Genomic DNA, 15,239 nt, shown 5'->3' with positions numbered 1-15,239 from the left:
CCTGATCTTTTAATAATACATTTTGGTTTCAGCCCAACGTTATGCGTTTAATTAGACAATGATGCAGGCAAAAAAATAACCACATATAAGTAAGACAAATGAAAAGCAAAGTGGTAGTAGTTGTAAAGAAACTTTTTTTAAAAAAATCAGCGCCTTAACATGTAGAGGGCAAAAAGCACTACTTCAAGCCTGTAAGAGTTGGCCACTTCTTTCCGCAAATAATTTATTGCATTAGTCAAATGTTTTTTCACTGTAAAGAGTGAGATGTTAAGCCGCTGCGCTATTTCTTCTGTTTTTAAACCTTCTTTTCTGCTCATTTTAAAAACTTCACGCTGTTGCGGTGTGAGCTTATCTATGGCATTGTCAATAAGTAATTGGGCTTCATTTAGCAAAATCCTGTTGTCCGTATCATCGACCTCAATACTTAGTTCTTTTTTCAGCTCAGACAATATCAGTGTTTCTTTGGCCTTGCGGCGGAAGGCATTGTAGATGTTATTATGTGCAGCCTTGTATATGTAGGCATTTACATTTTTTACTTCTGTCAGTTTTTCTTTGTTGAGCCACAGTTTTAGAAAAGTATCGTGCACTATGTCTTCAGCTGTCTCATTAGATTCTGTAAGACGAAAAGCAAAAGCATACAGCTTATCCTTGTATTGATAAAACAATTGCTGGAACGCATTTTCATCGCCTTTAGAAATTTGCAGCATCAAAGGCTCATCGGCACAACTATCAGTTAAAGTCAAAGCAGGCAATTTTTTGTTCTTAGTTGCAGTTAATAATTCTCATGTAGAAGTAATTATATCCTTATCTTAAGATTCATTGAATCGGCGGTACGAACTCTTTTACTATCAAACTGCAGAGAAAGGTATAAAAATAGCCTAACCGGCAAATACGCAAACGTTTGCTTATTTTTCTACACCTGTTATGTCAATTGGACACAATTTCCATCCAATGCTTCGGGAAAATTCCCTGACCTACTCAATCGTCACCTTGCGGATCACCTTTTGTCCGGGTTCAGAAACAAAGATTGTTTTACCATCCGGAGTTGCCGCAATGCCGCCGGTTTCGCCGAGGCCGGCAGTCGTTCCGGGACCATCACCGTAGGAAGCATGACCGGAATAGCCTGCGAGTGTGATGACGTCTTTTCCCGGTCTTACCATGCGGAGGGCATTGAGGTTGTTACCGGCATAACCGTAAGTGGTAAAGAAAATGAAATTGCCATCATCTGTGGTTGCCACTTGTAACACATTGTTGGATTCTGCTTTCGCTATCGGCCCATCAACATCAACTCCTACATGAGTTTTGAAAGGGAACAAAGAAGTAACCGTTGCATCAGGAGTAATTTTACGGACCAGATTATTGTCAAAGTCAGCCACATAAATATTTCCATTCGCATCGGAAGCTATATCCGAAACCCTGGCGCCAAAAGTTGCCAGCTCGCCTTTTCCGTCCAGGAACGGATAAGGATTACCATCGCCACCACTTTTATTTTCTGCCTTGCCAGCAAATATTTCTACTACACCTTCTGTTAAGGACGAAAGCCTGATCCGGTGAAGAGTGGCCCAGGATTGATTGAAGAAATAAATCTCCCCATTTGCGCCTGTTGCCAATCCTCTGGCCAAATCAAAATGATCGCCGGAATTCATGGACCCAATTGCATTGCCGCTATACACCCTGTTGATAATATTAATAGCGCTTGCCTGATCTCCATCCGGTTCAATTTTCCAGAGGTCATTTTCTTTTGTAGTTACGTAAAGGCTTCCACCGTTACCAGGAGCGAGTGCTATATCCAATATATCATTAAATGAACTTCCCAACATGCGCAACGGCACATAGGTACTCACGTTGTATTGCATGTCCATGCTCCTAATCACGCTTCCATCTGCGATATACAGCATATTGTTACGGCTGTCGAAGACCATCTTCCCGGGGTTCCAAAAACGCGCAGATACACCGTTGCCATCCTCCGCATTGCCCCGTTCGCCGCGTTTTCCTGCAACGGTTGTAACGTTGACATTAAGGCTGGTGCTGCCGGGATTGTTTTGGTCTCCGTTACCAGCCGGGCCAGGACGTTGCTCTTTTGTACACGAACAAAACATAAGAATAGTTGCTGTTGAACCAAGCAACAAAAAGAAAGTCTTTACTTTTTTCATAAACCTGTTTTTATGCGTGCTAATTTTTATTATCATTGTTGAAGACAATGCTAAACTAGTAACCGAAGAAGAAGCTATGGGGCCGACTGCAATGAAATAAACTGTGGACAGAATAAATGACCGGATGAAAGGAATAAACAGCATTGATGACTAAACCTAAAAAACACACCCTGCTATAAAAGATATCAATTGGCTTGCAAAATCATAAGTCGATCAATTCATGGAAACAAACGTCATGTCTGACTTGTACATACTTGCGGTAGAAGACGACCCAATACATGCCGAAACCCTGCAAATGTTGTTGCCGGAATCGGGCTATTCCAAATTTTCAATTGTTGACAATGCGATAGACGCGCTGAAATTGTTTAAACAACAGCCGCCGGATCTCCTGCTGATGGATATAGAAATTAACGGTCCGCTGAACGGAATTGAATTTGTGGAAATTGCATCGGCCATTCGCCAAACACCTGTTATTTACGTAACGGCATTTTCTGATTCGGAAACTTTTGCAAAAGCAAGGCAAACCAATCCTTCTGCTTATATTATTAAGCCTTACAATGAAAGAAACCTTCAACTGGCAATGGAACTGGCGCTTTTTAATAACCATCCGGCCAATGAAAAGAAAGATGAGGATACGGCCTATAAAATAGATGTTTCATACAACGCCTTCTTTGTTAAATACAACAACCGTCTTTTGAAAATTCCTATAACAGATCTATTGTTTATTGAAGTAGAAGAAAAGTACTGTTATGTACATACGAAAGAACGCCGCTATGCAGTTAACATTCGTTTGAAAAACCTGTTGGACCAACTTCCCGCCAATAGCTTTATTCAGACACACAGATCATTCGCAGTAAAAACAGAAGCAATAGAAGAGGTAAACCTTGATGACAGTGTTCTTAAAATAGCGGGCAAAGAAATTCCCATCGGAAAAACATATAAAGACGCTTTGTTTAGCAAGCTTAAACTGATTTAACTACTTATGAACGATACACCATATTATCAACTTTTAACAGAGCCATCGGCGCTTTGGGCTTCCAATTGCGACGATAACAACGCACCGGAAATCGTCCGTTGCGCCGGCATTGCTGAAGTAAACGACATTAGAAATATCACCTTTTTTATCAGTGAGGTTTTTGGAAAAAAATTCATACACAATCTGCAGCTCAACACCAACATTGCACTTGCCGCCACCTGTGTTCCAAGTTTTGAAAGTTATCAGTATAAAGGCACCTACCAGTCTATTCGCCCCTGTACACAGGAAGAGGAAGCATTACAACGAAAATATTTCGATGCATTTACAGACATCACAACATCATTTGGATTTTTAAAGGAGCCGCTTTTTCAATCATATTTCCACCGGCCATCTTTTGCAGTGACATTCAACGTACGCTATATTTATGAACAGACACCGCACAAAGGCACAGGGAGGCAGGTTATAGACCTGGAGGACAACAAATGAATGAGCAGATATTAGAAGAAATGATGCCCGCTTTTGAGGGCGTAATTCCGGCAGTCGTTTCTACTGCATCAGCGGATGGCATACCAAATGTTACATATGTATCGCAGGTATTTTATGTTGATGATACACACGTGGCATTGTCCAGGCAATTCTTTAATAAAACAGTAAGGAACATTACTGAGAACCCGATGGTTTGTGTTGTGCTTACCTCACCAGTGACATATGCGTTGTACAAAATGCAACTCAGGTTTAAAGAATCCCGGGCGGAAGGTTCTATTTATGACCAAATGAAATTACAGCTTGAAGTAATAGCGGGTGTTCAAGGCATGACTGATGTATTTCACTTACTGGCAGCGGATCTTTTTGAAATTATAGAAGTAACCCGTCTTTATCCATTGTAGTTATGACAGATGATAATCAACTTCAATTACTCACACGACAACTGAATGAAGCCAGGCGAAAAAATCACCTGATGGCAACGGTTACATTCGAGTTGAACAAAGTTTTGAGTCTGCCCGATAAACTGCAAAACATTCTGAAAATATTAAACGATCAGTTTTATATTCATTACAGTCTTATTCTGTTGCCGGATAAAGCGTTGAAAAATCTGGTTGTACAATGCAGCTATGGTTACGAAAAAGATCATACGGGCTTTTCCATACCATTCGGAACCGGCATTGCGGGATTGGCTGCTGTAAAAAGATTGCCTATTAATATTACAGGCATCCGAAGAAAAAAAGATTACCTGGCAGTTAACAATAGTCTTCCGCAACAGGTCGCACAAACACTTCCGGGACTGGATAATCCCGAAAGCCAGATAGCCATTCCACTTATCGCCAATAACGAACTTGTGGCTGTATTGCTGGCTGAAAGCTATAACCTAAGTGTATTCAGCAAAGAAGACGAAGCTTTTCTCATTACACTCTCTCAAGCTATTGCAGTCTCTATTCAAAACTCTGTACTGTTCGATTCGATGGAGGATATTATTGCAAAAAGAACAGAAGAACTGCGCAAGAGCAATCAAACAAAAGACCGGCTTTTTTCCGTCATCAGTCACGATTTGAGAGGCCCGATCACTTCCTTTCAAAGCATAGCCAAACTTGTAGGTCACTACAACAAACAAAATGAACGCGAGAAAATTGATCTGCTTTCCCAGCGCATTGATCAGTCAGTTAATAAGCTCAATACGCTACTTAACAACCTGTTGAATTGGGCGCTCGCGCAAACGAAAGAAATACAATATCACCCGGAACGCACAAGCCTTTCAGATCTGCTGAATGATGTTACTGAAATTTATAACGATCAGCTTCTTCAAAAAGAACTTACAATTCACACTGAATATACTCTTGTTACACCTGTCGTCGCAGATTACGATCTTTTAACTGCAGTATTCAGAAATCTTTTAAGCAACGCAATTAAATATTCATCCAGAGGAAGTGTAATTAAATTGAGAACAAACCTGGAGGATAATCAGGCTGTTATTGAAATTGAAGATAACGGAGTAGGAATTGCGCCGGAAAAACTTTCTTTCCTATTTGAGGCTGGTGAAAAAAAGAATACCAGCGGAACGGAAAACGAAAAAGGTACCGGCCTTGGACTGCTTGTTGCAAAAGAGTTCGTAAAAATGCATGGTGGGAATATAGAAGTTGATAGTGTACTAAATAAGAAAACAATAGTTCGTGTAACGCTCCCTCTCTCATAGTTAATCTTTTATTCTCTATTTATTTCCGTTCATTCCATCTACCGCACCATTGATTGCCATTGCGCCCATTACCGCTTTGTGGATGAATAATTTAGCCTTACGTTTTTAGCACATCACTATAAAACGGTCTCAAATTATTCATTCATAAAACTAATCTTATGCTAACTGAAACAATCTCAAACCAGGTAGTAATCAATCCTTCCCGAATTATGCAAACCGGCTTCGCCTTCTGGTCATCTAAAGTATTACTGACCGCCGTGGGTTTTGACCTTTTTACATTGCTTTCTGATGACAGTAAAACTTCAGCCGAAATCAAAGAGTCATTGCAATTACACGGCAGGGGCATTGAAGATTTTCTCGATGCACTCGTTGCGATGAAGTTCCTTTGCCGCAGTGGCCAGGGCTCACAAGCTAAATATGCCAACTCGTTGGAAACGGATATTTTCCTCAACAAAAAGCGGCCATCTTACATGGGTGGTATTCTTGCCATGGCCAACAATCGTGTCTATTCTTTTTGGGGAGATCTTGGCGAAGGTTTAAAAACGGGTCTTCCCCAAAATGAAGTAAAGAATGGCGGCGACGGAGTATTTGCAGCATTATATGCAGATGAAAAACGTCTTGAAGAATTTATTCATGCAATGGGTGGCATTCAGCTTGGTAATTTCATCGCTTTTGCCAACCAGTTCAACTTTTCAGGATACTATACACATTGTGATATAGGTGGTGCCGGTGGTGATCTTTCCATTCAGATCGCCATTCATCAACCGCAAATAATTTCAACAACTTTTGACCTTCCGGAAGTTGCTCCGATCGCTCAACGCAATATCAACAACAACGAAGTGGCCGACCGTGTACAAGTAGTATCAGGTAACTTTTTTACAGATCCATTTCCCCAAGCCGACATTATAACAATGGGCAACATTCTGCATGACTGGAGTTTGGAAGACAAGAAAATACTGATCAAAAAGGCCTATGATGCTTTACCTGACGGAGGCGCATTTGTGGTTATTGAAAATGTGATTGACGACGAAAGGAAAGAAAATGCATTTGGTCTGCTTATGTCACTGAATATGCTGCTTGAAACATTTGGCGGATTTGATTATACAGCCGCAGACTTTACAGGCTGGGCAAAGGAAGCAGGCTTTAAACAGGTTGACATTATGCATCTCACCGGTCCTTCGAGCGCATTGATTGCTTATAAATAAGCTATTTAAATTCTTCCTCTTAAAAAAACGAAGCCATGCATTTACTGAATAAGCTTAAGCTCTTTGCAGAAAAATCAACATCCTTACGGGTACTTGGTGACCTGTATACTTTTCATATTACAGGTGACCAAACGGGCGGAGCATTTACGATAACAGAGGGTTGCATACAGCCTGGTAGTGCACCGCCCCGGCACATCCACCATTTGGAGGATGAGGCATTTTATGTTTTAGACGGGCAGTTTTCTTTTGTCCGCGGAAAACAACAAATTGAAGCCGGGGCTGGTCATTTTATCCATATTCCGAAAGGTACATTGCATACTTTCAGAAATGTAGGCAAAACAAAAGGCAGATTGCTAACAATGCTCTCCCCTGCTGGTTTGGAAAAGTACTTTTTTGAAATAGGATCAGAAGCCACAGGCAGTCTTCCTCCTAATGATCCTTCTGTAATTGAAAAAGTAATTGGCCTGGCTTCGGCTTCAACCAGCGGATAGTTTTAAGGTATCAGGTGTCAGGTATCAGGTATCAGGTGAAGAGGTTGCATTCTAAAAAGAACGCAACCTCTTTTTTGGAAAGAGATGTTTTTCTTTCTGCAGTTTTCTAAAGATGAACTTTGTCTATCTTGGATGGATGAAACCCAACTTCCTTATTTTTATTTTCTTCTTTCTGGCGATAAATACAGGAAAGACACAAAGCAGTACAACGAACCGCAACTTAAGATTTCCGGTGATTGCTTATTTTCCCGGCCGCACATCTGAAGCTTTTAAACGGATTGACGTGGAGCGGATCACACATATTCACTATGCATTCGTGAATCCGGATTCGAATGGCAATTTTAGCTATCAACCCTTTATTGATTCGCTGAGTACATTTTGCAGGGAGCATAACCTGAAACTGCTTTTATCAATCGGCGGTGGCAATGCACCAGCGTATTACTCAAAACTCTTGTCGGCACCTTACAGAAAAGCTTTTGTACAGGCCCTGGCACAGATTGCCGGGCAATATAACGTTGCAGGAATTGATGTTGATCTGGAGGGAGCCCGGATTGACAGCAATTACGAAGCATTTATTTTCGATTTGAAAAATGCGCTTAAGACCAGCAACAAAATAATTACTGCAGCCATTGCAACTGCTTACAAAGATGTTCTGCCAGATAAAGCATTAAAGCAACTGGATTACATCACCATCATGTCTTACGACAAAACCGGCCCGTGGGATCCTGCCAGGCCCGGACAACATTCTTCCTACCAAATGGCGGTTGACGATCTTTTTTATTGGAACAAAACACGCAAACTCAACAGGAAAAAACTTTATCTCGGCCTTCCTTTTTATGGTTACAGTTTTGGCCCGAAGGGCGCCGGCTATATGTCATTTCAAGACATCGCACGCCAGTTTCCGGAAAAGATCAATGAAGACGAACTTGTTTTGCGGGACAGTTCTATATTGTATTACAACGGGCTGAAAACTATCAGAGAAAAAACAAAACTGGCGCTGAAAAAAGCCGGCGGCGTAATGTTTTGGCAGTTATTACAGGATGCCGATGGCGAAAATTCTCTTTTAAGGGCAATTGATGATGAGATAAAATTGCATGGCAAATAAATACCGGATGATCCGGTCCTTCATTTTTGTCCAACCATCCCGCTTATTCCGTTAATCAAAATCTGCACACAAAAAGCGTAAATCTTCTTATCTTTCTACACTAAATTAAAGCGTATGTCACTTTTTGATGCCAGTAAAAACAAGGATAAAAAGAAAGGAAGCCAGCAGGCAAACAAAACAGGATTAGCGGCGCCAAAATCAGGGAAAGGTAATACTAAAGCCGCAGCTAAAACCACGCGGGTGACAGGCAGGGCTCAACGAGGTTCATAAAAAATCAATGCCGTTCACAAAAATGAACGGCATTATAATTTCTGGTTGCTTATTAATTTGTCTACCGTTCGGCCAGTCTTTCTACATGTGCGACAGGAAACTCAACCATCATTACCTGTCCAAGACTTTCCAGCCTTACATATACTTTTTTATGACTGGAACGCACAACAGTACCTGTACTATTCATAAAAACACCCTGTGTCACCTGTACTTTGATATTCTCGGCTAAAGATTCCCATGATTCAACGGAGATCTGTGCACCTTCTTCCAACAGGTAAGCCTTAATTGTATCTATTTCGCGCTGCCGGATGACAGCGTGCTTACCCAAATAATACACAAAATTAACCACGCCGCCTGTGCGTAGTACATCGGTTTTCTCTTTTTCCGATACATGAACAAAAACATAAGATTTAAACAAAGGTTCCAGGACAGTTTTTTTACGGTCGCTCCACTGGCGCCTGATTTTCTGGACGGGACACCAGGCTTCCAGACTCTTTTGCGCAAGAAGTGCGGAGACCTTTTTTTCCCAACGGGGTTTAGTATAAATGGCGTACCATTTTTTTTCTTCGCTCATATTTTTCAACACTACAGGCTGGTAAAATTAGTTTTTAAGGATATAACTACCAATTCAATGTGACTTTGCCGGTAAACTATCGGGCAACCGGTCCACCTGCTTTTTGAAGCTATACACAGCAATAATAACCGTTTCAATCGATTTTTAGTGCTAAAAAAATCCTTTATTTTTTGGCAACAAAAAAGGGAGCAAACATACTTGCTGCTCCCTTTTTATATGATTTTTTGTTAACTATCGCTTTACCGTTGTTGTTCCTGCCGCGTTAGCCATATCTGCAACAATTCTTACTGATTCGTCAATATAAAGGTCAGTACGCAAACCTTTTAACCATTGTTGGTAACGGTCTTGTTTACCCTTATCTGTATTGTTATAGAACTTATCATGGTCCACTATTGCAGGTTCAATTTTCATTGGTTTTGAAAGCGCTGCCAGGTCAGTATTTTGTTTTGCAGTATTGCGGATAAGCTTTTGTTCCTCTTTATACTTGTTGATATTGAGGTTGTATTCTTTATCTACATTTTTGCTCAGCCACAGAGTATTATTCTTAATCTGTGAGAATGAAGCATTTTTATTGATTCTTTCATCAGCTCTTTTAACGATATCTGCATAACCATTCTGGTTCCACAATGCATAAGTTGATTTTGGAATCTGATCCCAGGTTAATGCTGAAGGATTATCCTTTTCCCTGAATTTCAGGTATTCATAACTGTCGGGAATTACCACATCGGGCGTTACACCTTTCAGCTGTGTAGATCCACCGTTAATGCGGTAGAATTTTTCGAAAGTAAGTTTCAAAGCACCATATTCAGTGGCTCCGGTTAAAAAGTCAACTGGCTTGCCAATTGGAATATTTTTCTGAACTGTTCCTTTTCCGTAAGTAGAAGTACTACCGATAATGATGCCTCTTCCATAATCCTGGATCGCTGCTGCAAATATTTCAGAAGCCGAAGCGCTCAGTTCATTTACCATTACAGCCAGCGGACCGTCATAAAGAACAGACTCATCAGTATCTTTCCATACATCCGGTGCACCATTCCTGTCTTTCACTTGTACGATCGGACCATTTTTAATAAACAGGCCAACCATTTGCACAACTTCAACCAAAGAGCCACCGCCGTTAAAACGCAGGTCTATGATGATGCCGGCAACATTTTCTTTTTTAAGCTTAGCTACTTCTTTTGCAACATCTGCTGAGCACCTGTTTCCATCAGGTCTTTCAAAGTCCGCATAAAATTCAGGCAGGTAAATATATCCTATCTTTTTGCCAGCGCTGTCGTGTACAATTGCGCTGCGAACCAGCAACTCGTCTTCCACAATTTCATCTCTTATCAGGGAAACAGTTTTAATTGTACCGTCAGCCTTTTTCAACGTAAGTTTTACTTCTGTTCCTTTATTACCACGAATCAGTTTCACAGCATCTGTCACCGCAAAGCCACCAAGATCAACCGGCTCTTCTGAACCCTGAGCCACTTTCATGATAATATCGTTTACCTGCACCTGGCCGCTCTTCCATGCCGGGCCACCTGTAATCAGGCTTACGATTTTTATTCCGCCATCTTCATCTCTCAATTGGGCACCAATTCCAAAGAACCTGCGGCTCATATCTTCATCAAAAGCTCTTTTTTCAACAGGAGGAAAATAGTTTGTATGTGGATCCATTTCACCTGTAATGGTATTTACATACAGGCTGAACTGTTCGTTCTCGTCCAGCTTTGTTTTAAGACGGGTATAAGTGCGATCCATTGTTTTCAGCACTTTATCTCTTGCTTCTTTTTCAAGATCTGCATCTGTTTTCTTTGCAATGCTGTCAACTTTCTTATTTTTTTCGCGCTGATCCTGCAAATCAACATAGCGCTCAAGTGTCATATACTTCAAACGCTTTCTCCACAAATCCTGTCTTGCCTGCTCTGTAGCGGGATAGCCAAGTTTATCGCCATCAAGCTGTGCAGTTTCATCTACTTTAAAATCAAAAGGTTTTTCAAGAATTCCCTTATAAATGTTGGTTACTTCATTAATCCTCTTTTCATAAACCACACCAACAGCGGGGAAGAATTGCAGGGGAGCACCATGAATCTCATCATCCAGCGTGGTTTCATATTTTTTCAGCACGTCGATATCAGACTGAAGAAATATTGTTTTATCGGGATCCATTGATGACAGATAGTCTTTAAATACTCTAACGGAAAAACTATCGTCAATTACTTTGGGACTATAATGCCTTTGCTCCAGGATATTACCAATCGCTATTAGTAGTTTTTGTTGCTTGGCGAACACATTATCGTCAGTACCGCCTTTACTCTTAAAAGCCCAAAAAGTTCCACCCACCACCATAATAAGAATGAATGGCCATACTTTTCTACTCATCATAATTCTAAATATTTTGCTTGTCATGCCTTCCAAAAATAATTGAATATTATACACGCTAATCTACCAACTATTTCTAATTAACAAAGGTTTGTGCAGTGTTGATGCAGCAGTTTTTACCTAATAAACAACCCTAAACACCAAATATTTTCGTAGTTATAACATCACCACTTAAACAAATTACACTTTTTTTTGCTCAATTCATGATTTTTCTTATTTTCGCACCCGCTTTGAAAATAAAGCACACGGAGGCTGTAGCTCAGTCGGTTAGAGCGCAAGTTTGTGGCACTTGAGGCCGTGGGTTCGAAACCCATCAGCCTCCCTTCATTACAAAGACCTTGCAGAAACATCTGCAGGGTTTTTTATTTTAAATTATTGATTATGATGCTTTGGTTGCTTAGTGTTCCTGTAGCTGGAGCCCTTTTAGGATGGCTGATAGCCGGAATTGCCGCCAAATATCTTTTTCACCCTCTAAAGCCACAAAAAAACACCGGTCAAACAACACCGGGAATCATTTCGCGGACACAACAACAACTCGCCCGGGAAGCCGGCACTTTTGCCGCCGGATTATTTTCATCTTCAGAACTGGAAAAAAAACTGGCAGATCCGGAAACGCTGCAAAAAATAATGCCTTTTATAGATGAACATGTTGATCATTTTCTACGGGTTAAGCTTGGAGAGGCAATTCCAATGATCGGGATGTTTATTGGCGACAAAACAATTGCACAGCTTAAAGCCCTTTTTATGGAAGAGCTGCAGACACTTTTCCCTGAAGTAATGAAAAATTACGCCCGCGAACTGCAACAGGATTTCAATCCGGCGGAAATAGTTTCAAAAAAGATTGCATCAATGCCTCCGGAAAAATTAGCATCAGCCTTTCTTCCAATACTCACTGAAAAAATCCGGTCTATCAGGCTGATGGGAACAATTATTGGATTTACAATAGGTTTAGTGCAGCTTTTGCTGATGTTGGTTGCCTACAATTTCAGATAGGCAGCCGAATAAATAATTGAATGACGATTAGCTGTAGTTTCTTTACACTACAAAAAAGCCTTGCTTCATATTGCGATTTTTATTGCTTTATATATAATTACTCATCTTTATGAAATTCAATTTTACAGTCCTGTTACTATTGGTGATCACAAGTGCCCTGGCACAGGCGCCGGGCGGGGGAGCGCGAGGAGGACAGGGAGGTGCACGCAACATGAATGTTGGGCATCTTTATGGAAAAATAGTTGACTCTAAAACAAATAAAGGATTAGAAGGTACTTCTGTTCAACTGATCGCTTCACGATTCGACACCGCAACAAAACAATTAAAAGACAAAATTGCTGCTACTGTGATAAGCCAGCCTAACGGCGATTTTAGTCTTGAGAATGTACCCGTTTTTGGCAAATTGCGTTTACGCATAACAGCAATAGGCTATGCAGACTATGATCAACCTGTTTCATTCGGCCTTAAAATGCCCGGAGCCGGTGGTCAGAACGGACAGGCACAAAGCGGAGCAACTGGTGGTGCAGACAGAATGCAACAAATGATGAGCGCGATTGACAAAGATCTTGGCAACATCAAACTTGCACAAACAGATGCAACGCTTGCCGATGTTACAGTAACTGCCACCAAACCATTCTTTGAAATGGGCGTGGACAGAAAAATATTTAACGTTGACAAAAATATTGTAAGCTCCGGCCAGACCGCAACAGAAGTAATGAAGCAAATTCCTTCTGTGAATGTTGATATAGATGGAAACGTTACACTGAGAAACGCTGCTCCAATTCTTTTTGTAGATGGCAGACCTACCACGCTAACGCTTGATCAGATCCCTGCAGACATTATTGATAAAGTAGAATTGATCACTAACCCTTCTGCAAAGTTTGATGCATCAAGTGGCGGCGGCGGTATATTAAACATCGTATTGAAGAAAAACAAGAAAAAGGGATATAACGGCGGCATACGGGCTGGAATCGATTCTCGTGCTAAAGTAAATCTTGGTGGAGATTTCAACTATCGCGAGGGTAAAATAAACATGTTCCTGAGCGGAAACTACAACCAGAGAAAGTCAAAATATACGAATTCAACTACAAGGCAGAATCTTTCAACAACTACTCCTCCTGAGGTTACATCTATCATCAATCAAAATATCAACGGCGTAAACAATGGTGAGTTTGCATTTTTAAGAGGCGGTTTTGATTATTTTATTGATAACCGCAATACACTTACCTTAAGCGGAAGTTATGTACACGGTTCATTCAATAACGATCAGCCACAAACAGTAGATTCAACCATCCTTAAAACAAGCCCCGCATACTATTCAAACAGCAACGTAAACTCACTTAGTAAGGCTGACTTCAAAAATGCCGGAGGCCAACTGAGCTTCAAACATAATTTTGAAAAGAATGGCCATGATATCACTGCTGATGTTAACTATAACTCAAGCAAAAATACCAATACCAGCGACATCTATTCGTTTACAACAATACCAAACGGAACGAAGGACTATAGCTGGACGCAAGCTAACAACGGTAGCGGCTACAACAAGTTTCTAACCATTCAAAGCGATTATGAGAACCCGATAAGTGAAACCACAAAACTGGAAGGTGGTGTCAGGGCGGCCATCCGTAACTTCCGTAACGATAACTACCAGTATTATAATGACACACTGGTACCTAATATCAGTAGCCGTTATAAATACACTGACCAGGTGTATGCAGCATATGCTACCTATAGTTTTAAATCAGGACAAAGATGGTCTTACCAGTTAGGACTAAGAGTTGAAAGTTCCAGCTACAATGGAACGTTGATCGGCGGTGGCATTGCCAAACAGGACACCAGCTTTAAGGTGAGCTATCCCGTAAGCTTTTTCCCCAGTGCATATATCACTTACAAACTCAATGACAAATCTGATTTGCAGTTGAACGTGACCCGCAAAATTAACAGACCAAGCTTCTTCCAGTTACTTCCTGTCGTAAACTTTACAGATCCGCAGAACCCTACAGTAGGTAACCCTGCATTGAAGCCAGAATTCGCCCATGTGTTTGAACTGTCTTACAATAACAATTATGCAAAAGACGCAAATTTTCTTGCAACTGCATACTTGAAATACAACGACAACCTGATCACCAACTACCTGTACCAGGGACCAAATCCGGCGTTTAAAAATAATCCGAATGCAGATAGCCTGATTACATACAGTACTTATGTAAATGCAAACAATAGCTTTACGTACGGACTTGAATTGACTGACAGATTTAAGATCGTCAAGATTTGGGACATGACATTAAACGTGAATTTGTACAATACCCAGATCAACAACAATACGGCCCTTAAAGATGCACCGGCAAACAATCAGCGTTTCAGCTGGTTTGGTAAATGGAACAACAGCTTCAAACTGCCAAAAGGCTTTTCTATCCAGTTCTCAGGCGATTATCAAGCCAGAACAATTCTGCCTCAAGGCAGTGGCGGCAGTGGCGGAGGTGGCCGTGGCGGCGGCGGCGGTGGCGGCATGTTTGGCGGTAGTAACTTTGGTGCATCGCAGGGTTATATTAATCCGAGATATGGTTTCGACATGGCTGTCAAAAAAGACTTTGCATGGAAAGGAGGCAATACGTTATCTCTTATTCTTAGCATGAATGATATATTCAGAACACAGCTTTACAGCACACATGCGGAATCCATTTACCTGATCCAGGATTCTGAAAGAAGGAGAGACCCGCAAGTACTTCGTTTGAATATCACATACCGTTTTGGCAAGTTTGATGCATCGCTCTTCAAACGCAAAAACACGAAAGCTGATCAGAGTGGTGGCTCTGATATGATGGGCAATCAGTAGAGTGGTACGTTGTAAGTTATACGTTATAAGTTGTGAGTTATACGTAATACGTTTATCAGAGCGAAGGGAGTGGTAAGTTATAGG

Annotated in this window: 14 protein-coding genes and 1 tRNA gene; 11 read left to right on the top strand and 4 right to left on the bottom strand. The window is 41.0% G+C overall.

The window, feature by feature from the left end; genetic code table 11:
- Nucleotides 1-146: 146 nt before the first annotated feature.
- Nucleotides 147-743 carry an RNA polymerase sigma factor gene (locus tag QTN47_RS02000; RefSeq protein WP_369327635.1) on the bottom strand — a complete coding sequence of 199 codons (597 nt, stop codon included), beginning with the start codon at nucleotides 741-743 and terminating at the stop codon, nucleotides 147-149.
- A 231-nt stretch (nucleotides 744-974) separates the two neighbouring features.
- Entirely contained in the window at nucleotides 975-2,153 is a 1,179-nt protein-coding gene (locus QTN47_RS01995; RefSeq protein ID WP_369327634.1) for an NHL repeat-containing protein, read from the bottom strand.
- A gap of 235 nt (nucleotides 2,154-2,388) precedes the next feature.
- Between QTN47_RS01995 and QTN47_RS01990 the strand changes: the two genes are divergently transcribed.
- The 8 genes from QTN47_RS01990 (at nucleotide 2,389) to QTN47_RS01955 (ending at nucleotide 8,388) form a co-directional block, all read left to right on the top strand.
- Nucleotides 2,389-3,129: a LytR/AlgR family response regulator transcription factor gene (locus QTN47_RS01990; RefSeq protein WP_369327633.1), complete on the top strand. Its 741-nt coding sequence runs from the start codon at nucleotides 2,389-2,391 to the stop codon at nucleotides 3,127-3,129.
- Between the two features lie 6 nt (nucleotides 3,130-3,135).
- Entirely contained in the window at nucleotides 3,136-3,615 is a 480-nt protein-coding gene (locus QTN47_RS01985) for a hypothetical protein (RefSeq protein ID WP_369327632.1), read from the top strand.
- The gene (locus QTN47_RS01980; RefSeq protein ID WP_369327631.1) at nucleotides 3,612-4,016 is read left to right on the top strand and encodes a pyridoxamine 5'-phosphate oxidase family protein; all 405 of its coding nucleotides are present in this window, start codon (nucleotides 3,612-3,614) and stop codon (nucleotides 4,014-4,016) included. Before QTN47_RS01985 ends, QTN47_RS01980 begins: the two co-directional genes overlap by 4 nt.
- 2 nt (nucleotides 4,017-4,018) lie before the next feature.
- Nucleotides 4,019-5,317 (top strand): GAF domain-containing sensor histidine kinase, encoded by a 1,299-nt coding sequence (locus tag QTN47_RS01975; RefSeq protein ID WP_369327630.1) that lies wholly within the window; start codon nucleotides 4,019-4,021, stop codon nucleotides 5,315-5,317.
- Between the two features lie 158 nt (nucleotides 5,318-5,475).
- Nucleotides 5,476-6,522 (top strand): methyltransferase, encoded by a 1,047-nt coding sequence (locus QTN47_RS01970; protein WP_369327629.1) that lies wholly within the window; start codon nucleotides 5,476-5,478, stop codon nucleotides 6,520-6,522.
- Between the two features lie 35 nt (nucleotides 6,523-6,557).
- Entirely contained in the window at nucleotides 6,558-7,013 is a 456-nt protein-coding gene (locus QTN47_RS01965; RefSeq protein WP_369327628.1) for a cupin domain-containing protein, read from the top strand.
- 112 nt (nucleotides 7,014-7,125) lie between these two features.
- A complete protein-coding gene (locus tag QTN47_RS01960) occupies nucleotides 7,126-8,118 on the top strand; it encodes a glycosyl hydrolase family 18 protein (protein ID WP_369327627.1) in 993 nt (330 codons plus the stop codon).
- A 114-nt stretch (nucleotides 8,119-8,232) separates the two neighbouring features.
- Nucleotides 8,233-8,388 carry a hypothetical protein gene (locus QTN47_RS01955; RefSeq protein WP_369327626.1) on the top strand — a complete coding sequence of 52 codons (156 nt, stop codon included), beginning with the start codon at nucleotides 8,233-8,235 and terminating at the stop codon, nucleotides 8,386-8,388.
- Nucleotides 8,389-8,449: 61 nt separating this feature from the next.
- On the opposite strand, the gene QTN47_RS01950 is transcribed toward QTN47_RS01955, so the two are convergent.
- Nucleotides 8,450-8,962 (bottom strand): UpxY family transcription antiterminator, encoded by a 513-nt coding sequence (locus QTN47_RS01950; RefSeq protein WP_369327625.1) that lies wholly within the window; start codon nucleotides 8,960-8,962, stop codon nucleotides 8,450-8,452.
- Nucleotides 8,963-9,193: 231 nt separating this feature from the next.
- The gene (locus tag QTN47_RS01945) at nucleotides 9,194-11,329 is read right to left on the bottom strand and encodes a carboxy terminal-processing peptidase (protein ID WP_369327624.1); all 2,136 of its coding nucleotides are present in this window, start codon (nucleotides 11,327-11,329) and stop codon (nucleotides 9,194-9,196) included.
- 245 nt (nucleotides 11,330-11,574) lie between these two features.
- On the opposite strand from QTN47_RS01945, the gene QTN47_RS01940 reads away from it, so the two are divergent.
- The 3 genes from QTN47_RS01940 (at nucleotide 11,575) to QTN47_RS01930 (ending at nucleotide 15,155) form a co-directional block, all read left to right on the top strand.
- Nucleotides 11,575-11,648, top strand: a tRNA-His gene (locus tag QTN47_RS01940).
- Nucleotides 11,649-11,707: 59 nt separating this feature from the next.
- A complete protein-coding gene (locus tag QTN47_RS01935) occupies nucleotides 11,708-12,319 on the top strand; it encodes a DUF445 domain-containing protein (protein ID WP_369327623.1) in 612 nt (203 codons plus the stop codon).
- Between the two features lie 109 nt (nucleotides 12,320-12,428).
- Complete coding sequence (locus tag QTN47_RS01930) at nucleotides 12,429-15,155, top strand: TonB-dependent receptor domain-containing protein (protein ID WP_369327622.1); 2,727 nt, start codon at nucleotides 12,429-12,431, stop codon at nucleotides 15,153-15,155.
- Nucleotides 15,156-15,239: the final 84 nt, after the last annotated feature.

Origin of the sequence: Danxiaibacter flavus (genome assembly GCF_041060425.1) — a bacterium.
GTDB classification, from domain to species: domain Bacteria; phylum Bacteroidota; class Bacteroidia; order Chitinophagales; family Chitinophagaceae; genus Danxiaibacter; species Danxiaibacter flavus.
The sequence above is the reverse complement of the archived record's forward strand: the minus strand, read 5'-3'. Positions and strand labels throughout refer to the sequence as shown.

Coding starts and splice junctions, on each gene's coding strand:
- QTN47_RS01990 (WP_369327633.1), top strand. CDS start 2,389: ATGTCTGACTTGTACATACTTGCGGTAGAAGACGACCCAATACATGCC.
- QTN47_RS01975 (WP_369327630.1), top strand. CDS start 4,019: ATGACAGATGATAATCAACTTCAATTACTCACACGACAACTGAATGAA.
- QTN47_RS01955 (WP_369327626.1), top strand. CDS start 8,233: ATGTCACTTTTTGATGCCAGTAAAAACAAGGATAAAAAGAAAGGAAGC.
- QTN47_RS01945 (WP_369327624.1), bottom strand. CDS start 11,329: ATGATGAGTAGAAAAGTATGGCCATTCATTCTTATTATGGTGGTGGGT.
- QTN47_RS01980 (WP_369327631.1), top strand. CDS start 3,612: ATGAATGAGCAGATATTAGAAGAAATGATGCCCGCTTTTGAGGGCGTA.
- QTN47_RS01930 (WP_369327622.1), top strand. CDS start 12,429: ATGAAATTCAATTTTACAGTCCTGTTACTATTGGTGATCACAAGTGCC.
- QTN47_RS01965 (WP_369327628.1), top strand. CDS start 6,558: ATGCATTTACTGAATAAGCTTAAGCTCTTTGCAGAAAAATCAACATCC.
- QTN47_RS01935 (WP_369327623.1), top strand. CDS start 11,708: ATGATGCTTTGGTTGCTTAGTGTTCCTGTAGCTGGAGCCCTTTTAGGA.
- QTN47_RS01995 (WP_369327634.1), bottom strand. CDS start 2,153: ATGAAAAAAGTAAAGACTTTCTTTTTGTTGCTTGGTTCAACAGCAACT.
- QTN47_RS01960 (WP_369327627.1), top strand. CDS start 7,126: ATGAACTTTGTCTATCTTGGATGGATGAAACCCAACTTCCTTATTTTT.
- QTN47_RS01970 (WP_369327629.1), top strand. CDS start 5,476: ATGCTAACTGAAACAATCTCAAACCAGGTAGTAATCAATCCTTCCCGA.
- QTN47_RS01950 (WP_369327625.1), bottom strand. CDS start 8,962: ATGAGCGAAGAAAAAAAATGGTACGCCATTTATACTAAACCCCGTTGG.
- QTN47_RS01985 (WP_369327632.1), top strand. CDS start 3,136: ATGAACGATACACCATATTATCAACTTTTAACAGAGCCATCGGCGCTT.